At 31.6% G+C, this 20,663-nt stretch carries 21 protein-coding genes; 9 read left to right on the forward strand and 12 right to left on the reverse strand.

Going from position 1 to position 20,663, the window contains the following annotated elements; genetic code table 11:
* The 4 genes from B3792_RS07750 to B3792_RS07765 form a co-directional block, all read right to left on the reverse strand.
* Positions 1-1,233 (reverse strand): OmpP1/FadL family transporter, encoded by a 1,233-nt coding sequence (locus B3792_RS07750; protein ID WP_221854422.1) that lies wholly within the window; start codon positions 1,231-1,233, stop codon positions 1-3.
* A gap of 138 nt (positions 1,234-1,371) precedes the next feature.
* Positions 1,372-2,583 (reverse strand): NAD(P)/FAD-dependent oxidoreductase, encoded by a 1,212-nt coding sequence (locus B3792_RS07755; RefSeq protein ID WP_286495449.1) that lies wholly within the window; start codon positions 2,581-2,583, stop codon positions 1,372-1,374.
* A 69-nt stretch (positions 2,584-2,652) separates the two neighbouring features.
* Positions 2,653-3,489: a universal stress protein gene (locus B3792_RS07760; RefSeq protein WP_291046264.1), complete on the reverse strand. Its 837-nt coding sequence runs from the start codon at positions 3,487-3,489 to the stop codon at positions 2,653-2,655.
* A 107-nt stretch (positions 3,490-3,596) separates the two neighbouring features.
* The gene (locus tag B3792_RS07765) at positions 3,597-4,424 is read right to left on the reverse strand and encodes a universal stress protein (RefSeq protein WP_114998314.1); all 828 of its coding nucleotides are present in this window, start codon (positions 4,422-4,424) and stop codon (positions 3,597-3,599) included.
* Positions 4,425-4,589: 165 nt separating this feature from the next.
* On the opposite strand from B3792_RS07765, the gene B3792_RS07770 reads away from it, so the two are divergent.
* From B3792_RS07770 to B3792_RS07780, 3 genes are all read left to right on the forward strand, one after another.
* Positions 4,590-5,096 carry an acyl-CoA thioesterase gene (locus B3792_RS07770; protein WP_114998316.1) on the forward strand — a complete coding sequence of 169 codons (507 nt, stop codon included), beginning with the start codon at positions 4,590-4,592 and terminating at the stop codon, positions 5,094-5,096.
* A gap of 4 nt (positions 5,097-5,100) precedes the next feature.
* A complete protein-coding gene (thiL, locus tag B3792_RS07775; protein ID WP_125349928.1) occupies positions 5,101-6,156 on the forward strand; it encodes a thiamine-phosphate kinase in 1,056 nt (351 codons plus the stop codon).
* Between the two features lie 198 nt (positions 6,157-6,354).
* The gene (locus B3792_RS07780; RefSeq protein ID WP_038334889.1) at positions 6,355-6,945 is read left to right on the forward strand and encodes a hypothetical protein; all 591 of its coding nucleotides are present in this window, start codon (positions 6,355-6,357) and stop codon (positions 6,943-6,945) included.
* A 73-nt stretch (positions 6,946-7,018) separates the two neighbouring features.
* Here B3792_RS07780 and rpmA read toward each other — a convergent pair whose 3' ends face one another.
* Positions 7,019-7,276 (reverse strand): 50S ribosomal protein L27, encoded by a 258-nt coding sequence (gene rpmA / locus B3792_RS07785; RefSeq protein ID WP_038334883.1) that lies wholly within the window; start codon positions 7,274-7,276, stop codon positions 7,019-7,021.
* Between the two features lie 43 nt (positions 7,277-7,319).
* Positions 7,320-7,625, reverse strand: coding sequence for a 50S ribosomal protein L21 (gene rplU, locus B3792_RS07790; protein ID WP_019975660.1), 306 nt, complete (start codon positions 7,623-7,625; stop codon positions 7,320-7,322).
* 176 nt (positions 7,626-7,801) lie between these two features.
* Here rplU and B3792_RS07795 point away from each other — a divergent pair, with 176 nt between their 5' ends.
* The 5 genes from B3792_RS07795 to meaB all read left to right on the forward strand — a co-directional run bounded on the left by B3792_RS07795 (position 7,802) and on the right by meaB (position 12,205).
* The gene (locus B3792_RS07795; RefSeq protein WP_038334874.1) at positions 7,802-8,041 is read left to right on the forward strand and encodes a FeoA family protein; all 240 of its coding nucleotides are present in this window, start codon (positions 7,802-7,804) and stop codon (positions 8,039-8,041) included.
* Positions 8,041-10,140, forward strand: coding sequence for a ferrous iron transport protein B (gene feoB / locus B3792_RS07800; RefSeq protein ID WP_291069300.1), 2,100 nt, complete (start codon positions 8,041-8,043; stop codon positions 10,138-10,140). The genes B3792_RS07795 and feoB overlap by 1 nt, the downstream gene beginning before the upstream one ends.
* Before the next feature lie 4 nt (positions 10,141-10,144).
* Positions 10,145-10,309, forward strand: coding sequence for a FeoB-associated Cys-rich membrane protein (locus B3792_RS07805; protein WP_114998326.1), 165 nt, complete (start codon positions 10,145-10,147; stop codon positions 10,307-10,309).
* 134 nt (positions 10,310-10,443) lie between these two features.
* Positions 10,444-11,058 carry a helix-turn-helix domain-containing protein gene (locus B3792_RS07810; RefSeq protein ID WP_114998328.1) on the forward strand — a complete coding sequence of 205 codons (615 nt, stop codon included), beginning with the start codon at positions 10,444-10,446 and terminating at the stop codon, positions 11,056-11,058.
* A gap of 169 nt (positions 11,059-11,227) precedes the next feature.
* The gene (gene meaB, locus B3792_RS07815; RefSeq protein ID WP_125349934.1) at positions 11,228-12,205 is read left to right on the forward strand and encodes a methylmalonyl Co-A mutase-associated GTPase MeaB; all 978 of its coding nucleotides are present in this window, start codon (positions 11,228-11,230) and stop codon (positions 12,203-12,205) included.
* A gap of 59 nt (positions 12,206-12,264) precedes the next feature.
* Here meaB and B3792_RS07820 read toward each other — a convergent pair whose 3' ends face one another.
* Positions 12,265-12,987, reverse strand: coding sequence for a GLPGLI family protein (locus B3792_RS07820; protein WP_125349935.1), 723 nt, complete (start codon positions 12,985-12,987; stop codon positions 12,265-12,267).
* Positions 12,988-13,071: 84 nt separating this feature from the next.
* Positions 13,072-13,914, reverse strand: coding sequence for a siderophore-interacting protein (locus tag B3792_RS07825; protein ID WP_125349936.1), 843 nt, complete (start codon positions 13,912-13,914; stop codon positions 13,072-13,074).
* Positions 13,915-14,090: 176 nt separating this feature from the next.
* Between B3792_RS07825 and B3792_RS07830 the strand changes: the two genes are divergently transcribed.
* The gene (locus tag B3792_RS07830) at positions 14,091-14,846 is read left to right on the forward strand and encodes a tyrosine-protein phosphatase (RefSeq protein ID WP_280050893.1); all 756 of its coding nucleotides are present in this window, start codon (positions 14,091-14,093) and stop codon (positions 14,844-14,846) included.
* 28 nt (positions 14,847-14,874) lie between these two features.
* Here the strand turns inward: B3792_RS07830 and B3792_RS07835 are convergent, their stop codons facing one another.
* From B3792_RS07835 to B3792_RS07850, 4 genes are read right to left on the reverse strand one after another with little or no spacing between them, the layout of a single operon-like run.
* Entirely contained in the window at positions 14,875-16,809 is a 1,935-nt protein-coding gene (locus tag B3792_RS07835; RefSeq protein ID WP_291051881.1) for a heavy metal translocating P-type ATPase, read from the reverse strand.
* A gap of 57 nt (positions 16,810-16,866) precedes the next feature.
* Positions 16,867-17,283 (reverse strand): Fur family transcriptional regulator, encoded by a 417-nt coding sequence (locus tag B3792_RS07840; protein ID WP_291069302.1) that lies wholly within the window; start codon positions 17,281-17,283, stop codon positions 16,867-16,869.
* Positions 17,284-17,332: 49 nt separating this feature from the next.
* On the reverse strand, positions 17,333-17,926 hold the full coding sequence (locus B3792_RS07845; protein WP_219034963.1) for a hypothetical protein: 594 nt from the start codon (positions 17,924-17,926) through the stop codon (positions 17,333-17,335).
* Positions 17,926-20,658 carry a GH92 family glycosyl hydrolase gene (locus tag B3792_RS07850; RefSeq protein ID WP_291046233.1) on the reverse strand — a complete coding sequence of 911 codons (2,733 nt, stop codon included), beginning with the start codon at positions 20,656-20,658 and terminating at the stop codon, positions 17,926-17,928. The genes B3792_RS07845 and B3792_RS07850 overlap by 1 nt, the downstream gene beginning before the upstream one ends.
* Positions 20,659-20,663 lie beyond the last annotated feature (5 nt).

Genomic DNA, 20,663 nt, shown 5'->3' on the forward strand with positions numbered 1-20,663 from the left:
TTATTTTAAGTTGTACGATACGCCTAAACCAAAGTTTATAGCACGCATTTTAACATCTCCAGAGAAGTTTTGTTGAATATTATCAATATGTCTTTCGTCTCCTTTTACATATGATCCAAATAAATCAACATTAAATCCTGACTCGAATCTAAATCCTAATCCAGCTGAAACTGAATTTAAGTTAGAACTTGGTGTTTCTGATGACCAATAAGCTGATGGCACTGGTGATTTATCGTGATAATAACCAACACGTCCAACAATCATCTCGCTGAAAGTATACTCAGCTCCAAAACGGAATAATGTATTGTCTTTCCAGTTTTTCGTAGAAGATGATGTGTAGAAAGTATTAGAAGCATCATTATATAAATTGATATCTAAACTTTTGTAACGTGTCCAGTTTTGCCAAACTACATCTCCAAAAAGTTCTAATTGTGGTAAAACTTTGTATGACATCCCAAATGTAAACTCTGATGGTAATGGTAAAGTTGTATTCCATTTATCTGTATTAAAAGGTACATTAGATGCAATTCCAGAAGGAACATTCGACCATGTAACATCACCTTTGTTTGCAGAAACATCTACATTAGAACGGTACGCAATTCCAACTCCAAATTTATCTGTTGGCTTGAACATTGCTCCAACATTAAATCCTAAACCATGGGCATCTTTATCCTCTAATTTAAGTTTAATATCATTTCCAGCAACTGTTTGTACTTTCTCTAATTTAGCTGTTCCGTGTGTATAAATGAAACCTACACCCAAACTAAACCAGTCAGAAAAACGATATGCAACCGTTGGCTGAATATTGAATGCTTTCAAGTCAATATGTGTAATATTTGCTTTGTTTTGCCAATCTTCTGGCCACGTAACCGAACTACCAAAAGGCGTCGTAACACTCAATCCAATTGCTAAATCATCTACAGGCTTGTAACTAACTGCCAAATACATTGGTGTTCCTAATTTACTATCTGTTTCTGCTTTTTGTAACGTCATTGGATCTTGCCATTTTACGTCAGTTTTTACACCAAAACCTCCGACAGCAATACTCAATTTACTATCAACAAAAGCTAAACCTGCAGGATTATAAAACGCAACACTCGCATCGTGAGTTTGTGTTGCGGAAGTTCCCCCCAATGCTGCTTGGCGAACTCCTTGTAAAGCAACTCGGTATCCACCTGCAAATGCAGAAGAAGATAAGCCGATTAATGCTAAGGTTAAGAAAATTTTCTTCATATTTTTTGTTCGTTTTTAATAATTCCTTTAAACAAAAATAACATAATTTTATAATAACGTTATGTTAACATAATAAATTTTGAAAAAATCTTTACTATTAAGGCTTTCAGCCAGAATAACATTCGTGTAAAATATACACTATTGATAAATTTCTTTGATTTTTTCAGATATAATATAACCTTCAGACCAACATGCCTGAAAATTGAATCCACCTGTTATAGCATCAATATTTAAAACCTCTCCAGCCATAAACAATTGTGGGATTTTTTTTGCTTGCATCGAATGAAAATCAATTTCTTTCAAATCGACACCGCCTGCCGTTACAAACTCATCTTTGAACGTACTTTTTCCATTAATTTGGTATTTTCCTTGCGTCAATTCTATTGCAATTGCTTCGATGTGTTTTTTCGATAAATCTGCATAAACCTTGTTTTCATCTATATTACAATAGCTCAGAATACTAAACCAAAAACGCTTCGGAAAATCGAATGGATTATTTTTATGCACATTTTTCTTAGCATCAACTTGTTTTTTATCATTCAAAAATGAAATGATTTCGTCTTTAGATTGATTTACAAAATTGATTTCAGTTTCGAATTTATAATTGCTTTCATTCAATTTTAAAGCACCCCAAGCCGATAATCTCAAAATCGCTGGTCCACTAAATCCCCAATGCGTAATTAGTAACGGACCTTCTTCTTCTAATTTTTGTTGATTGATTTTGACTTCAGCATTATCGAAAGAAATTCCCATCAATCCTTCAATTCGAGGATCTTTGCAATTAAACGTGAATAAAGAAGGAACTGGTTGAACGATTTTCAAACCTATATTTTTCAAACTTTTCCAAAATTTAGGCGTACTTCCTGTTGTCACAATCACCGTTTCGAAAAAATGTTTTCCTGATTTTGTTATCAATTCATAACCACCATCAACTTTATTAATTTCTTGCACACCGTCTGAGAAATTAAGCTGAACTTTATTTTTATCAACCGCTTTTGTCAAAGCCTCTATAATCGAAAGTGAAGAATCGCTAACTGGAAAAATACGGTTATCGTCTTCTATTTTCAATTCTACTCCGCGCTCATCAAACCAAGCCATTGTATCACCCGGTTGAAACGTGTAAAAAACACTTAATAATTCCTTTCTTCCACGCGGATAAAACTCGACCAAATCAAGCGGATCAAAACATGCATGCGTAACATTACATCTTCCTCCGCCCGAAATGCGTACTTTTTGAAGCGGTAAATTTGCTTGTTCAAACAATATAGTTTGTTGTCCTACAGTTTTTCCAAGGTTTGCAGCAACAAAATATCCTGCGGCACCACCTCCTACTATGGCTATTCTTTTCACGAGACAAAGGTAAAGTTTTATTTTTAACAGAATTTTTGATAAAAAAAGGAAATGTTTTCACATCTCCTTCTAAACTTTTTGTTCATGAAAAACGAACAAAGGTGTAATATTTTTATTTGCAATTTTCTTTGTAAATCCTGGTGAAAAAATCTTATCAAAAAACCCTTTATTGCGGCTTACAACCGTCAACAAATCTATTTGTTTTTCCTTGATAAAATCCAACACCGCATTTACAGGATCTGCATCATGATAAACTTCAAATACAATTGGATCTCCAGCAAACTGATCTTGCCAATCTTTCATCGCTTGTTGATTAAATTTTCCGTCTTTCGAAACGTGCATGCAATGAATTTTTGCATGATGACGATTTGCAATTTCGATCAAATACTTCAATGCATCTTTATCTTTTTGATCAAAAACAGTAGTAAAACCAATATTCTTAAATCCTTTGAAAGACATTCCATGCGGAATACTAAGAATTGGAACTTTCATCGACGTAATCGCATTTATCGTATTCGAACCGAAAAGCATTTTTTCTATTCCTGAATTTCCGTCTGTTCCCATCACTACAAAATCAACGCTTTCTTCTCCAATAATTTCACGTAAAATATATAAGAAATTTCCTTCTTCTAAGATAAATTTGATTGGAATTTCATTCAAATCATTTTCAACAGCTATTTGTCTTAATTGCGGAATATTATCTTTGAAGTTGTCAAAACTTCCTAATTCTACCGTTTCATATACATTCTGAATCAATCCAGCACTCAAACTTCCTGTAATCATTGGCAATTCGTAAACATGCAACACATAAACTTGTGCATCGATACTTTTTGCAAGATTTAGTGCATATAAAAAGGCGTTATTAGCTGTTTCTGAGAAATCTGTCGGGAACAATATTTTTTTCATCTTTTCGTGTTTTGTACTCAAAAGTTACGAATAATTTTATTTCAACACGAAAAAAGCTCAATCTATTTCTACAGATTAAGCTTTTTGTATATTCAGTATAAATTATCTTATTCGTGGAAAACAAACAAAGGCACGTTGTGTTGTGTCAAAATTTTCTTTGTAAAACTTGGTGAAAATAATTTCTCGAAGAAGCCTTTGTTACGGCTAACTACTGTCAACAAATCAATTTTTTCTTCTTTAATAAATTCCAAAACTGCATCTACAGATTCATCCGCAGTATAAATAAAAAAATCTACAGGTTCATCTTTATAATATTCTTTCCAATGATTAAGCGTCGGAATATCGTAATTTCCATCTTTCGAAACGTGTAAGCAATGCACTTTTGCTTTATAGCGATAAGCAATTTCGGTTAAATAATCTAAGGCTTTGCGGTCTTTATCTTGGAAAATTGTCGTAAATCCAATATTATTTATTCCTTTGAATTCGTAACCATTTGGCACGCTCAATACCGGAATTTTAAGATGTTTTATTGCATTCATCGTATTCGAACCAAAAAGGACTTTATCAAATCCTGTATTTCCAGTCGTTCCCATTACTACAAAATCCACTTTTTCATCTTCGATAAATGTTGGCAATACAAACGAAAGCATTCCTTCTTTTACGAAAAATTTCAAATCAACATTTGCAAAACCATTATCCTCAGCCATTTTTCTCAAGAACGGAATATGATCTTTTAAATTCTCGAAATTATTTAATTCAATTGTATTATAAACATCTTGCAAAATACCAGCATCGATTCCTCCACTTACCATTGGATACTGAAAAGCATGCAAAACATATAATTCTGCATTTTGATTTTCGGCTAAATTTAACGCATACAAAAACGCATTATTTGCTGTTTCTGAAAAATCTGTTGGAAATAATATTTTTTTCATAATCTGTCTGTTTAATAGCTTTTTAAAGATACAAATTATTAAATATCTATATTTTAATTTGATGTTAAATCTTATTGTTTTTTATTATTTACGATGATTAAAAATATTATCATTTTCGTATAAATAGTAATCCGTAACTTTGTACCTTAAATAATTTTTCAATTCATGAATAATAAATATTTTCAAAAAACCATTATTCGATGGTCAGATTTGGATGCTAATCGCCATTTAGCGAACGCTTCGTATATGAATTTTACAAGTTTTGCACGTATTGCTTTTTTGAGAGATTATGGCATTTCGATGAAAAATTTGGAGGAATATGGAATTGGACCAGCTATTTTGCACGAACAATTTTCTTTTTTTAAGGAAGCTATGGAAGGTGAAGAAATTTATATTTCGGTAGAAATTGGTGGAATGTCGGAAGATGGAATGATTTATCAATTTATTCATAATTTATATAACCAAGATGGTGTACATCTTTGCCATTCTGAATTGACAGGTGTTTGGTTTTCGATGTCGAAAAGAAAAATGCAAGCACCACCAACAGAAATGTTAGAAAATATTAAAAAATCATTTGAAGGACAAACCGTCAAAACAATGTCGAAACAGGACATTATCAATTTACCTTTTCGTTCAGAAAATATAGATCCTTCAATCTTTACTCAAAAATAAAATCATGTTAGAAGATAAAAACGTTTCAAAAACAAGTTTAGCCGAAATTGGAGAATTTGGTTTAATTAACCAAATCAAAGAAGGTTTTCCAATCAAATTAGAAAGTTCTATCAAAGGAATTGGTGACGATGCGGCTGTTCTTGATTATAAAAAAGAGAAAATTGTGGTTTCTACTGATATGTTAGTAGAAGGCGTAAATTTTAGCTGGTCGTATATGCCTTTACGTCACTTGGGGTACAAAGCGGTTGTGACGGCAATTAGTGATATTTTGGCGATGAATGCTATTCCAAAACAATTGTTGATTTCGATGGCAATTTCGAATCGTTTTACGATAGAAGCTGTGGACGAAATTTACAACGGAATGAAATACGCTTGCGATAAATACAATATCGATATTGTGGGAGGCGATACAACTTCTTCTGTTAGCGGACTTGTTTTGAGTATGACTGCAATTGGCTCGGCTCCAGAAAAAGATTTGACTTATAGAAATGGTGCGAAGGAAAATGATTTGGTTGTTCTTTCTGGAGATTTAGGTGCTTCTTTTCTTGGTTTGCAAGTTTTGGAACGCGAAGCGCAAGTTTCAAAAGTGAATCCTAATAATCAACCAGATTTCGAAAATTATTCATATTTAATTGAACGTCAATTAAAACCTGAAGCGCGTTTGGATATTATCAATCTTTTGAAAGAGTTGAAAGTTAAACCAACTTCTATGATTGATATTTCGGACGGATTATCTTCTGAAATTATTCATATCTCAAAAGAAAGTGGTGTTGGAATTAATATATACGAAGAAAAAATCCCGTTAGATTCTGTTGTTATTCGCACAGCCGAAGAATTCAAAATCAATCCAATCACATGTGCTTTAAGCGGTGGAGAAGATTACGAATTATTGTTTACAATTGATCAAAAAGATTTTGAAAAAATCAAAGGAAATCCACATTTAACGGTAATTGGTCATGTAACTGGTAAAAACGAAGAAAACTATTTGATTACTCGTGGAAGTGAGCAAATGGTTCCATTAACTGCACAAGGTTGGGGAGTTGAAACGGAAGAAGAATAGGTTAATGAGATAATTCGCTAATTAAAAAATGTGATCCTTAAACGAGTTCAGATGACTTAACGAATTATCAAAACAAAACGTGTCAAGCTGATTTCATTTCAGCTTCTCTTCAAAATAATAAAATCAAAAAGCATTCAAGAAATTGGATGCTTTTTTAGTTGAAATAAGTTGTAATTTAGTTCTATTAATTAACCACTTATGAAATACTTTTTACTTTCATTTATTCTATTTTTTTGTTCATGTTCATCAACATTCAATTCTACTTATAAGAGCAAACAACTAAAAAAAACAGTTGATACTTTTATTGAATTAGGAGAAAAACATAATGAACGTATTAATCCTAATAATTCTTATTTAATTCTAGGTTTTGATAAATTAAAAAGTCCTGATAGAAAAGTTTTTTTTAATAATGCTGAATTTGGAGTTGGAATTACTTTTATGGCATACTTAGGATCTTGTAACACAAATGAGAAAACTCAACAATATGAGTATAAAAACTATACAATTGCTATTATAGATTCTGCTGACATTAATTTTAAAAGGTATAAATTTTTAAAACCAATAAATTCTAAGAAATTAAATTTAAACGAAAATACCTTCCAATGTAAACATGGTACGAGTAATCCATTGTATTATTCATTTTATTTTGATAAAAAAGGAATTATCCAATCTATTGATCCTTGGGGAAAAAGGAAATTAATTCGAGATAAGTTAATTGAAAAAGGATTCAACATAAACTTAAATTCTGATGAAGTATACTCTAAAGGAGCTGTAGACTTAGAAGAATAAAAATCATAAAAAAAGCTCGAAGTAATAAGTTCGAGCTTTTATATTGTTAGCATTTTCGCTGTCGAATTATCAATTAAGATAATGGTTCAACTGAAACGTAAGATCTATCGTTACGTTTTTTAGTGAAAACTACTTTTCCGTCAATTAAAGCGAATAATGTGTGATCTTTACCGATTCCTACATTATCACCAGGATGATGTTGAGTACCTCTTTGACGAACAATAATGTTACCAGCGATTGCTGCTTGTCCACCAAAAATTTTAACACCTAAACGTTTCGAATGTGATTCACGACCATTTTTCGAACTTCCGACCCCTTTCTTATGTGCCATTTCGTTTTGTTTTTAAGAGTTAATAATTAATCTCAGCTCAATCTTAACCGATTGAAGCTACTTCAATTTTAGTGAATTGTTGACGATGACCGTTAGACTTTTGGTAACCTTTTCTTCTTTTCTTTTTGAAAACGATTACTTTGTCTCCTTTCACGTGTTCAACGATTTTAGCTACTACGGTAACTCCGTCTATAACTGGGGCGCCGACAGTGATTGCTCCGTTATCTGTTAATAAAACACGGTCGAATTTTACTTCGTCACCTGCTTCACCAGCTAAACGGTTTACAAACAATTGTTGGTCTTTTTCAACTTTGTATTGAAGCCCTGCTATCTCTACAATTGCGTACATAAATTAATGTTTATAAATGAAAATTGAGTGCAAAGATAATCAAAATTTTGAATTTAGATACTTGAATTCATTGAAATTTAATTAGAAAGATAAAAAAACTATGACATATCTTCTATTTGGATTAATTAAAAATAAGTATCTTTGCATATAGTAAAATCATAGATAGATTGGTAGAAATGGTTGAAAATTATTCTTTAAAAGATTTAAAAATTGGTGAACAAGCAGTTGTAACTGGATTTAGTACAGAAGATATACCTGCTAAGTTTTACGAAATGGGCTTTATTCCGGGAACAAGTTTATTGGTAAAAAATAAGGCTCCGTTTGGTGGTCCTATTTGCATTAGTATCATCTCTAACAAGTCTGTTTTAGCTTTAAGAAGAAACGAAGCCGATAAAATTTTGATAACAAAAAAATAATGAATCATTATAAAATTGCCTTAATTGGTAACCCAAATGTTGGTAAAACTTCGTTATTTAATAAATTAACAAATCTTCGTCAAAAAGTTGGGAATTATCCAGGTGTGACGGTAGAAAAACGCGAAGGTAAAATAGAACGAAATGGAAATAAATTCCAAATTACAGATTTTCCCGGAACGTATACAATTTATCCAAGCTCTTTGGATGAAGAAATTGTTTTCAAAACTTTAGGAGACAAAACCAATAACCATTACCCAAATTTGGCGATTGTTGTTGGTGAACCATCTAATCTAAAACGATCGATTTTGTTGTACCAACAAGTTCGAGATTTAGACGTTCCTGCGATTTTTGTCATCAATATGAAAGATGAAATCAAAAGCAAGGGATTAAATATTGATTTGAAAAAGTTAGAAGATTTTCTTCAAACAAAAATATACTTAACAAACGCGCGTACAAGCGAAGGAATTGATGAATTGGTAGAAGCTTTTACAAAAGAAGCAACTCCATATAATTGTCATTACGAAATTCCGAAAGAGCATCTTTCTATTGTAGAAAAAATCAAGAATGAATTTAATCTTAAATCTGATTATTTAGCTTGGCAATATCTTTCTCAGAAAGAAGTTCCGTTCGAATCGAAAGAAAATCTAAGTAAATTAGATACAATTAAGAAAGAAAATTCTATTGTTTCGAAACGATTACAAGTTAAAGAAGCATTAGATCGAAATAAAATTTTAGAGGATAAATTAAACGATATTATTTCGTATAATTTTGACGGAAATGAAACCTTAACCGATAAAATTGATAAAACATTGATTCATCCAGTTTTTGGATACATCATCTTTTTAGGAATTTTATTATTAATCTTTCAAGCTGTTTATGCGTGGTCTGCACCATTAATGACAATGGTCGAAGATTTATTTGGTTGGATCGACGAAAAAGCAATTAGTTTAATACCTGAAGGACCTATCAACGAAATCATTGGAGGTGCAATAATCCCAGGTATAGAAGGGATTGCCGTTTTCGTTCCGCAAATTGCCATTTTGTTTTTATTCATTTCAATAATGGAAGAAACGGGCTACATGAGCCGCGTGGTTTATTTAATGGACAGATGGTTAAAACCATTTGGATTAAGCGGAAAAAGTGTTGTTCCGTTAATTTCTGGAGTTGCCTGTGCCGTTCCTGCAATCATGTCTGCACGTAATATCGAAAATGACAAAGAGCGTCTATTAACGATACTTGTAACGCCTTTTATGACGTGTTCGGCTCGTTTACCAATTTACATCGTTTTAATTGCTTTAGTAATTCCCGACGAACATATTTTTGGATTAAGTTACCAAGCTTTGGCGTTATTTGTGATGTACATTTTAGGTGTTTTAGGCGCATTAGGAAGTGCTATTTTATTGGATTTAATCATTAAAGCAAAACATAAAAGTTACCTAATTTTAGAAATGCCAACGTACAAACTTCCTGATTGGAAAAATGTTGGAATTAATGTTTGGGAAAAAACGTTAGGATTTTTAGTTGATGCGGGTAAAATCATATTTGCAATTTCGATTATTCTTTGGGTTTTAGGAACTTTCGGACCTGGAGAACAATTCAGAAATGCAGAAGAAATTGTAACTGCTCATCATCCAAAAATGAATGAAGAAGATTTAGCAAATGAAATTGCTTCTTATAAATTAGAACATTCTTATTTGGGTAGATTAGGTTCAGTTATAGAGCCAGTTGTAGAGCCATTAGGATACGATTGGAAGATGGGAATTGGTTTGATTTCGTCATTCGCTGCGCGTGAAGTTTTTGTCGGAACAATGTCAACGGTTTACAGTTTAGGAGAAGTTGATGTAGAGGACAATGGTCAAAAAGATCGTTTACTTCATCGTATGAAAAATGAGATCAACCAAAACACAGGAGAACCAGCATATAACCTCGCTACAGGAGTTTCATTGTTGTTATTTTATGCATTCGCAATGCAATGTATGAGTACAATTGCGATCGTAAAACGCGAAACAAATTCTTGGAAATGGACATTGATTCAGACAGGGTTTATGACAGGTTTGGCATATGTAGTTGCATTTATTGCATATCATTTTTTAAAATAATAGTATGGACAATATTTGGATACAATATATTTTTATCGCTTTCCTTTTCGGATTTGCAGTTTGGTATGTTGTAAAATTAATTAGAAACTCATTTAGTTCAAAAGGAGGCGGATGCTCAAAAGGCTGTGGTTGTTCTCCAAGCAAAGATGAATTTCAAAAAAAAGGCTAACTCTTAAAAGTTAGCCTTTTTTATTTCAAAATTTCGGAGTATTTTTACAAATAGTATAATCATTGAAAATCAATTATTTTAATGATTATCAATTGGTTTTATTTTATTAATTCGGAATATAAATTTTACAAAAAATGGAAACTTGGTTAATCATTTTATTATTAATTTCAGCGATAATTATCTTAGGATTAATTATTTACTTTGTTTCCAAAAAAACTAAACAATCAACTGAGATTTCTGTCGAAGAAATAAGTTCTGTAAAAGAGATTAAAGAAATTCCTTCTGAACCAATCAAAGAAGAGGTTACAAATAAAATCATTTCTCCAACTCCACCAACAGAGGTTATGATTGAAGAAAAACCAACGAATAACCTTAGCATTTCATCTAAAACCGAGAATGACTTACTTCGAAAATTAGAGTTATTTGAGAAGAATAAAGGCTTTACTAAGAAAGATATTAACCTTGCTTCATTATCAAAACAATTTGAAACGAATACAAAATATCTTTCTGAAATCATTAAAACTCATCGTCAAAAGCAATTTAATTCTTATTTGAATGAATTGAGAGTAAATTATATCGTCAATCGACTTCAAAATGAGCCGAAATACATTAACACGAAAGTAAGCTATTTAGCAAGTGATTGCGGATTTGCTTCTCATAGTACTTTTACAACAACTTTTACTCAAATCATGAATGAATCTCCTTCTGCTTTTATAAAAAGAATTAAAGAGGAACAAAAAAATTCATAATTACGAATTAATGAAGTTTATATAATTGAATTTAAAATATATAAACAATTATATTTGTTTTATTTTTTATACCAATCAATGCAAGAGCTATATAAAATACATTCACAAATTTCGATTGTATTTTTTTATTCTTAATTAAGACTTTATCTTTAATCTAAGATTGTGTCTTATGCGAAAAATTGACCCCGAAATACTTGCTCAAAAAATAAAAGAAGGCGATCGTTTTGCCTTATCAAGAGCTATTACACTAGCCGAAAGCAATCGTTTAGACGATTTGAAATTAGCGCAACATATCATTAGTTTATTACCTGTTTCCAAAACTTCAAAAAGAATTGCCATTACAGGAATTCCCGGTGTTGGTAAAAGTACTTTTATCGAATCTTTGGGGAAATATATTCTAAGTAAAGGTGAAAAAGTAGCGATTTTAGCAATTGATCCAAGTAGTTCCCTTTCAAAAGGAAGTATTTTAGGCGACAAAACACGCATGGAGGACTTATCGCGAGAAGAGAATGCTTATATACGTCCAAGCGCTTCTAACGGTTCTTTAGGTGGTGTTACCTCACGTACATATGAAGCAATTTTATTATGCGAAGCAGCAGGGTTTGAAAATATTTTGATTGAAACTGTCGGTGTTGGACAATCTGAAACCTTAGTAAATGAAATTTCAGATCTCTTCTTATTTCTTCAACTTCCGGGTTCTGGAGATGATTTACAAGGAATAAAACGAGGAATTATGGAAATGGCTGATTTAATTTTTGTCAATAAATCAGATTCGTTTCAAGAAAAATTAGTGAAAGATGCAAAATTGGATATTGTTCGTTCATTGCAATTTTTACCAACCAAATCTTCTCAATGGAAAAGAAAATCAATTATCGGTTCTGGATTAATCGGAAAAGGAATTCCTGAACTTTGGGAATTGGTCAATGATTATTTCAATTTTATTAATGAAAATAATTATTACGCATCAAACCGAGAAAAACAACAGCTTAATCAAGCGGAACGCTACACAATTGATTTGATTAATCAACAATTTTTAAAATTACTTAAGGAACACCCACTAGAATTAAGCAAAAATTTATCTGCATTCGAAATGGCAAAAGATTGGTTGAATAACCACACTGAAATTGATGAATTTCTTAATAAGTAAGTTTACGATTATTGAATCAAAATAACAAAAAAACGGCTCAAAATTGAGCCGTTTTTTTGTTAATCATCTTTATCAACTCCTGTTTTTTTGTTGATATTTTCTTGTATTTTTTGATAATATTCTTTCTCAATTTTATCAAATTCTGGTGTCGAAATTACTTTTCCTTTCGTTGGTTTTTGTAGTTTCAGCTTATCGTCAATCGAAATTGATTCTAACTTATAAGTTGTATACTGATTTTCATCTTTCAAAGAAGTTTTCTTCAGTTCTAATAATAATCCTGGCAAACCATTGTATTCATCTGGTCCACATTTTGATTTTATCGAAGGAACATACCACGCTTCTATGTTGAAATTAGCGTCAACAGCTACTGCTTTTCGTACATCATAACCTTTTATTTTTTTGGATTCTCGCGTAATACTCCATTTATAAGTTGCAATGGAATCAGAGATATTATACAATTTGGAATCCATTTCTCTCATGATTATTTTTGAATTCGTATCGAAATCATAAAAGCTTTCCAAATCTTTAAAACCACCTAAAACTTTCATCGAATATTTTGGTCCTTGCGAATTATCAATTCGTTCTATTTCTTGTGAAAGACATTGATTTGCATCGACAGAAAGAGCAATATATTTTGGTTTCGAAAACATTTCCTCTCTTAATCTTTTCGATTCTGGATTCGGATCATTCAAATTAATAAAATTCCGTCTTTCATATTCTACTTTAAATTTTTCTTGACCAAAAACTGAAACTGAAAACAACAACAATAAGATATACTTCATTTTAATGCAATTAGAAATTTAAAGATAACAAAAAAAGCTTCACCATTTCTGATAAAGCTTTTTGATTAAATATCCCTCTTGTTTTTAGAAAACTCTTACCAACAATTCTTGTTCTATTTTATCGTGACAATTTTCTAATGCATTTTTCTCTGCTTTTCCTGCTTTCCAATGCGATGTACAATAAAATTCGTCTTTTTTCCATTCTAAATCATCTTTAAAAAATGATTTTATTTCCTTTACAGATTTAGATTCCCCCGCAACATAAGCAAATCGTTTTCCGTCTTTGCGTTTCGGAAATTTCTGATTTTTTGTCAAACTATATAAAGCTATTCCGCTTCCTACATTTTGATTCACAATCCATTTAAATTCTAAATTTGCTTTCGTTTCAATTTGGTGAATATCATCTTCTGTTGGGACTTCCACACAAACAATTCCGTTTGTTTTAGCAGGAAGCGACTCTATAATTGCTGAAATTACAGGCAAGCCTGTTAAATCTGCAGCCAAGAAAATGAAATCTGTTTTTGGAGCCAAATCTTTTTTTTTCGACTTCATCGAAACTCCAATCATATCTCCAACTTTCGCCTCATTTGCCCAACGCGATCCTGGACCATTCAATCCATGATTTGCAATATCAATCACAATCACATTGTTTTTTGCATCAATATCGCGCAACGTATAGGTACGAGAAACTGGTTTAAATTTTTCTGATGGCGAAATCCATTTTTGATTCTCTTCATCATACTCAGCATAGTGAATATCACGGATCCCAAGCGGTGGAAAAAGTAATTTACATGTTCCGCCCAACGTTGTATCCTTAAAAAAAGATACATCATCATTTTCCAAATGAACGCGAATAAGATGTGGTGTCACAAATTCTTTCTTTTTTAAGATGAACTTCTCCTTCGCAATTTTCACTTTATCTCCCATCAGATTATTTAGATTTATTCTAATTCTATACGAATATAAAGTAAATTTAGATTGAATAAGAATAATAAAATGTTAAAGTAAAAAGTTATACTTTTTTTAATACGATTTTAATATGATAACTAAATAATTAACCTTAACTTTTACATATTAAAAATAACCTAAAAAACGAACAGAAAATGGAAAATACTTTATGCGAAATCTCGCTCGGACAAAGAACTCTTCCACTTGAAGGCGGATTTAATTGCAGAGATTTAGGTGGAATAATTAACACAAAAAATGAAGTCATTAGAAAAGGATTGTTAATTCGATCTGATGATTTAGCAAATTTGACAGATGATGATTTGGAGATTTTAAACGATTTTCCAATTCGAACAATTATTGATTTACGCACGACTTACGAACGTTTAAAAAATCAAGATCGCATTCCAAATAGTTGTAATCACGAAGTTCATTTGGATATTTCTTCTGGACATTTCGAAAATTTAGTGAAACAATTCAAAGCTGGAATTTCAAATCCGAAAGAATTTATGTGTAAAATCTACGAGGATTTTGTTTTAGATAAAACATGTCAAACGCAATACAAAAGCTTTTTTGATATTATTCAACATAAAAATAGAACGCCAATTTTATTTCATTGTACTGCAGGAAAAGATCGAACTGGATTTGCAACAGCAATGATTTTATCTGCTTTGAAAGTCGATTTAGATACAATTATGGATGATTACTTGGCTTCTAATATCTTTTTGGAACAAAAATATGCACACATCTTAAAGATCGATCCGAATTATAAATATCTAATTGATGTTTTACCTGAATATTTGGAAAGCTCTTATGAAGCGATTAATAAGAATTTTGGTTCAGTCGAAAATTATTTAACTGATATTTTAAAGGTTGATTTAGATTTGATGAAAGATTTATACATAAAAAAATAAGCGATCAATTGATCGCTTTATTTTTTATCTAAAATTTCATTCGTTGAATTCGAACAGCATTCAAAATTGCTAATAAAGCAACACCTACATCTGCAAAAACAGCTTCCCACATATTGGCAATTCCTTCTGCTCCAAGGAAAAGCACGATAATTTTAACGCCCATTGCTAAAATGATATTCTGAATCACAATCTTTTTTGTTTCACGACCAATTTTTATCGCCGTTGCAATTTTAGAAGGTTGATCGGTTTGGATTACAACATCTGCAGTTTCTATCGCAGCATCGCTTCCAAGTCCACCCATCGCAATTCCGACATCAGAAAGCGCTAGAACAGGCGCATCATTGATTCCATCACCTACGAAAGCCACCACTTGATTTTGATCTTTTTTCAATGCTTCAACTTTCTCTACTTTTCCTTCTGGTAACAATCCACCAAAAGCTTCATCAACACCAACTTCTTTTGCAACTTTTTGCGTAATGGTATTTTTATCTCCACTCAACATAATCGTTTTCGAAACACCTAAAGCTTTCATTTTCTGAATTGCTTGTTGCGCATCTTCCTTGATTTTATCAGCAATTGTAATATATCCTGCATATTTTTCATCAACTGCAACCACCACAATACTTTCTACAATATCATGAATTTCTTGTGGATATTGAATCGAGAAATGATCTAATAATTTAGTATTTCCAGCTAAAACTATTTTTCCATCAACTTTTCCTTTCAAACCTTTTCCAGAAATTTCTTCCACTTCTATCGCTTTCAATTCTGAAGGATGACTTGCCACAATCGCTTTCGCAATTGGATGCGTAGATTGCTTTTCTAAAGCCGAAACAAGATTTAAAAAATCGTTTTCAGGAAGATTAGTTTCAATTTTTTGAACTTCGAAAACGCCTTCCGTCATTGTTCCTGTTTTATCCATCACAACTGTGTTTACTTTCGCCATTAAATCTAAAAAGTTAGAACCTTTTACTAAAATTCCGTTGCGTGAAGCTGCTCCAATTCCACCAAAATAACCCAATGGAACCGAAATAACTAATGCACAAGGACAAGAAACAACCAAGAAAACTAAACCTCTGTATAACCAATCATTAAAATCGTAATTATCAACAAAGAAATAAGGAGTAATCACCAAAGCAGCCGCTAAAAAGAAAACAATTGGCGTATATATTTTTGCAAATTTTCGGATAAATAATTCAGTTGGAGCTTTGCGAGAAGCTGCATCTTGAACCATTTGTAAAATTTTTGCAATCGAACTATCTTCAAATTTTTTCGTCGTTTGAATTTCAATTACATTTTCAAGATTTAACATTCCTGCCAAAACAGTTTCTCCTATTTTATACGTTGAAGGTTTACTTTCTCCCGTCAAAGCCGCAGTATTAAAACTTCCTTTATCTGAAATCATAATTCCATCTAACGGAACTTTTTCCCCAACTTTTACCTGAATTGTTTCTCCAATTACCACATCTTGTGGTTTTATTGTTTCGAAATTACCATTTCGTAAAACATGCGCTGTGTCTGGACGAACATCTAATAAGGCTTTAATATTTCCTTTTGCCTTATTAACCGCCGCTTCTTGGAACATTTCGCCAATTGTATAAAACAACATTACCGCTACACCTTCTGGATATTCGCCAATAATGAAAGCACCTAAAGTCGCAATTCCCATCAACGAAAATTCATTGAAGAAATCTAGCTTTTTAGCTAATTTAAAGGCTTCTCCCCAAACAGGAAATGCTACTATAATATAAGAAATGCCAAACCATATCAAACGAATAATTTGATTATCAACAAACCAAGTTGGTTTTAAAACATATTGAACAAAAATTCCGGCAAAGAAAATAGCTAAACTGGCACCTAATAAAATTTTACTATTATTGTGTTCGTGGTCATGACCTTCGTGATTGTGATTATGAGTATCTTTATGTTCGTCATTTGACGTACTACAACAAGCTTTAGACATAATTAAAAATTTATATTTCAAAATTATAAAGTTGTTGCTGCAATCTGGTTGCAAAGTTTAGGATTTACATTGATCGCATATTCCTTTTAAGATAAAAGAAGATTGTTCGACTTCGAAATTTTTGGGTAGATTGATTTCTGGCAAATGAATATTTCTCAAACAAAACGTCTGATTACAATTGTTACAATGAAAATGAGCATGCGTAAACTCAGGCGTACATTTGCAACTCGACTCACAAAGCGCATATTTTTTAGAACCCGTTCCGTCCTCTATGGAATGAATTAATTTATTTTCTTCAAACGTTTTTAATGTTCTATAAATCGTAACGCGATCTGCTTGATCCATCTCAATTTCTAAATCAGCTAAACTTAATGCAACGTCAGTTTTCATCAATTTATCTAAAACCAACAAACGCATCGCTGTTGGATTGATAGAACGATTTTGTAATGTTTTGTTTAAAATTTCTGTTTGCATTTTCTTTAATTTCGAATATAAAGTTACGAAAAAGTTAACTAAAGTTTAGTTAATAAAGTTTTTCCTTTTTTATTGCATCTAATTCTTTTTGCATTCGTTTCTTCCAATCTTTACCATTACGTTTTTCAAGATAAGGCTTTACAGTTTCTTCATATTTTAGTTCTAATTTATCATGTTTAAAATCTAAAACTCCAATATTTATATAATCTACTCCATATTTATTGTGAATACTGTCAATTTTAGCATAGGTTTCAGAACTAAATTCTGGTAAAGGAAATCCTCCTGAATGAAGAAAAATAATTTTATCATTTTTAATATCTTCTTTTGCTCTTTCTATGTATTCTTTTTCTTCCTTTTTTAATTTAATTATGTCATTTATAAATACTCCAATTATAATCATAAAAAAAACTGAAGTTAAAACTAAATTAACATTAATCAACTTACTGTATTTAAACAAACTAATTAAACTTGAGAAAATAATTATTCCAATAAGAATGTAAATAATTTCATGATATTCGGTTTGATAATAAATATCCCAAAAAGTATAATTTGAAGAACTATGTATCCAACAAAAATTTATTATTGGAAATAAAAGTATTAATCCAATAACGATTAAATTAAAAACAATTAACTTTTTATTCACTATTTCACTGTTATTTCATCTACAAAAATATACGACTTTCCTTGAAAAGGTTCTGCTAAATGACCTTTTGGGAAAGCACCATAATTTGTTGCTTTTACTTTGATGTAACGTGCTTTTTCTTCTTTAAACTGAATTTTCCATGAATCAGAAAACACGTTATTATCAAATGCATCAACTTGTTTTTCTAACATTCCAACCAATTTAAAATTCTGATTATCTTTCGATGTATAGACTTCTAATTTTGTAGGTAAGACAATCCAAGAACGAGAATCTTGCAAGAAATTCATGACAACCGAAGAAACGGATTTCGTTTTTTTCATGTCAACAATTGCATCAAAATTTTGATCATATCCACCTGCATGATATTGCGGTGTGTAGGTAGAATTCAACTGAATTGTATAATCATTTGGTTTCTTAGTAAATGTTCCAGAAATTGTTTTACTTTTCTTTCCATTCACTTCCACAAAAGAAGAAATTGTAGTTGTTTCTTTGATTGAAATTGGTTTTTTATAGATTTCTGCTTTTTTACCATTCACAGAAACATAGATTTTCGCATTTGGTTCAGAAGATTTTACTTCAACATTCATTTTATTTTGAAATGATCTGTCTTCAGCAACCAAAACTGGAATTGTTACAATTTTTTCACTTTCAGAAATAGGTTTAATCTCTCTATCTTTCAAAAATTCAAATCCTAAAAATTGATTTTCTTTGTAATTATTTTTCGTGATTATACGCTTCGTTCCATCTTCTAGATTAATCGTGATTTCATCAAAATACGGCTCAACAGTCGTCCACATTCCCGAACCTGGCGTAACGCTATAAATTCCCATCGAAGCCAAAACGTACCACGCGCTCATCTGCCCACAATCTTCATTTCCAATCAATCCATCTGGCGAGTTTTTGTAATGTTCATTCAAAATTTTATGAACCAATTCTTTTGTTTTTTTTGGCTTATCAATGTAATTGTACAAAAAAGCCACGTGATGACTCGGCTCATTTCCTTGCGCATATTGCCCGATAAGTCCCGTAACATCCACTTGCTCCCGACCTGTTGTTTCTGATGGTGCATTAAATAATTCATCTAATTTTGCATCAAAACCATCTTTTCCACCATAAAAATCAATCATTCCATTAATATCTTGCGGTGCAAAAAACGTGTATTGACAACCATTCGCCTCTGTGTAATTATTGTTTACTTCACGCGGATCAAAAGGTTTTAGCCAACCTCCATTTTTCTTTGGCTGAATAAATTTTGTCTCATGATTGAATAAATTTTTCCAATATTGAGAACGTTCGATAAAGTAATTATAATCGTCGTGTTTATTTAAAATCAATGCCATTTGCGCAATACACCAATCATCGTACGCATATTCTAATGTTTTAGAAACTGATTCGTGTTCATCGTCAATCGAAATAAATCCGTTTTGTTTGTAAGCTTTCAATCCCAAATGATCTAACATTGCCGAATGTTTTGCTGCTTCATAAGCTTTCTCATAATCAAAGCCTTTGAAACCTTTTACCATTGCATCAGCAATCACAGAAACCGAGTGATAACCAATCATACAATCGGTTTCGTTACTCGCTAATTCCCAAACAGGTAAACGTCCACCTTGTTCGTAATGCTTGATAAATGTGTTAATAAAATCAATCGTTCTTCTCTTCTCAATCAAGGTATACAAAGGATGCGCAGCACGAAAAGTATCCCAAAGTGAAAAAACCGAATAATAATCGAAATTATTTGCCAAATGAATTTGATCGTCCATTCCACGATAATTTCCATTCAAATCTTGCGAAATATTTGGTTGCATCATCGTGTGATACATCGCTGTATAAAAAATAGTTAGTTTATTCTTATCTGAAGATTTCACTTCAATCTTCGATAATTCTTTGTCCCAAGCCTTTTCAGCAGCGGCTTTCGTTTTAGAAAAATCAAAAGTTGTTAATTCTTTGCTATTAACATCCGTTCCATTATATCCAGTTGTAGATAAGGTCACTTTTACCATAATCTTCTCACCTTTCTTTACTTTTTTACCAAAAGCCAAGGCAATTTCATTTCCTTTAAATGTTTTAGATATTATATTTCCGTCTTTTGAAGCAGTTAATTTCAATGGAACATTAAATTCTATCTTGGCAAAAATCTTTTGATTCTTCGCCCATTCTTCCGAATTTCTGTAAACATAAAGTGTTTTAGCGTCTACAATTTTCACTTCTCCGTCAACTAATTTATCACGATGATTAAGATCTAAAATGATATTTGCGTCACCAGCTTTATTAAAAGTATATTCATGCAAACCAACGTGAGTTGTTGCCGTTAATCGAACATTGACATTATATTTATCTAACAAAACTTGATAATATCCTGCTGTTGCTTTTTCATTTTTATGCGAAAATTTAGAACCATAATCAGTCTGATTAAATCCTTTCTGATTAAGCGTTGGCATCAACATAATGTCACCATAATCAGAAACTCCTGTTCCATTTAGATGTGTATGTGAAAAACCATAAATAAAATCATCAGAATAATGATAACCACCACAACCATCCCAACTTCCATCAATTCGAGTATCTGGAGAAAGTTGAACCATTCCGAATGGTAAAGTCGCTCCAGGAAATGTATGTCCATGTCCACCTGTTCCAATAAACGGATTAACATATTGTGCATAATTATTTTTCTGAGCAAAAATTAATGATGAAAACATCATCAGAATAAATGATAGTAAAGTTGATCTCATTAGTT

Source organism: Empedobacter sp. UBA5924 (assembly GCF_002431085.1).
In the GTDB taxonomy this organism is placed as follows: domain Bacteria; phylum Bacteroidota; class Bacteroidia; order Flavobacteriales; family Weeksellaceae; genus Empedobacter; species Empedobacter falsenii_B.

Excerpts from the sequence above, each read along its gene's own strand:
- B3792_RS07750 (WP_221854422.1), bottom strand. The coding sequence starts at position 1,233 with ATGAAGAAAATTTTCTTAACCTTAGCATTAATCGGCTTATCTTCTTCT.
- B3792_RS07760 (WP_291046264.1), bottom strand. The coding sequence starts at position 3,489 with ATGAAAAAAATATTGTTCCCGACAGATTTCTCAGAAACAGCTAATAAC.
- B3792_RS07765 (WP_114998314.1), bottom strand. The coding sequence starts at position 4,424 with ATGAAAAAAATATTATTTCCAACAGATTTTTCAGAAACAGCAAATAAT.
- B3792_RS07770 (WP_114998316.1), top strand. The coding sequence starts at position 4,590 with ATGAATAATAAATATTTTCAAAAAACCATTATTCGATGGTCAGATTTG.
- thiL (WP_125349928.1), top strand. The coding sequence starts at position 5,101 with ATGTTAGAAGATAAAAACGTTTCAAAAACAAGTTTAGCCGAAATTGGA.
- B3792_RS07780 (WP_038334889.1), top strand. The coding sequence starts at position 6,355 with ATGAAATACTTTTTACTTTCATTTATTCTATTTTTTTGTTCATGTTCA.
- rpmA (WP_038334883.1), bottom strand. The coding sequence starts at position 7,276 with ATGGCACATAAGAAAGGGGTCGGAAGTTCGAAAAATGGTCGTGAATCA.
- rplU (WP_019975660.1), bottom strand. The coding sequence starts at position 7,625 with ATGTACGCAATTGTAGAGATAGCAGGGCTTCAATACAAAGTTGAAAAA.
- B3792_RS07795 (WP_038334874.1), top strand. The coding sequence starts at position 7,802 with ATGGTTGAAAATTATTCTTTAAAAGATTTAAAAATTGGTGAACAAGCA.
- feoB (WP_291069300.1), top strand. The coding sequence starts at position 8,041 with ATGAATCATTATAAAATTGCCTTAATTGGTAACCCAAATGTTGGTAAA.
- B3792_RS07805 (WP_114998326.1), top strand. The coding sequence starts at position 10,145 with ATGGACAATATTTGGATACAATATATTTTTATCGCTTTCCTTTTCGGA.
- B3792_RS07810 (WP_114998328.1), top strand. The coding sequence starts at position 10,444 with ATGGAAACTTGGTTAATCATTTTATTATTAATTTCAGCGATAATTATC.
- meaB (WP_125349934.1), top strand. The coding sequence starts at position 11,228 with ATGCGAAAAATTGACCCCGAAATACTTGCTCAAAAAATAAAAGAAGGC.
- B3792_RS07820 (WP_125349935.1), bottom strand. The coding sequence starts at position 12,987 with ATGAAGTATATCTTATTGTTGTTGTTTTCAGTTTCAGTTTTTGGTCAA.
- B3792_RS07825 (WP_125349936.1), bottom strand. The coding sequence starts at position 13,914 with ATGGGAGATAAAGTGAAAATTGCGAAGGAGAAGTTCATCTTAAAAAAG.
- B3792_RS07830 (WP_280050893.1), top strand. The coding sequence starts at position 14,091 with ATGGAAAATACTTTATGCGAAATCTCGCTCGGACAAAGAACTCTTCCA.
- B3792_RS07835 (WP_291051881.1), bottom strand. The coding sequence starts at position 16,809 with ATGTCTAAAGCTTGTTGTAGTACGTCAAATGACGAACATAAAGATACT.
- B3792_RS07840 (WP_291069302.1), bottom strand. The coding sequence starts at position 17,283 with ATGCAAACAGAAATTTTAAACAAAACATTACAAAATCGTTCTATCAAT.
- B3792_RS07850 (WP_291046233.1), bottom strand. The coding sequence starts at position 20,658 with ATGAGATCAACTTTACTATCATTTATTCTGATGATGTTTTCATCATTA.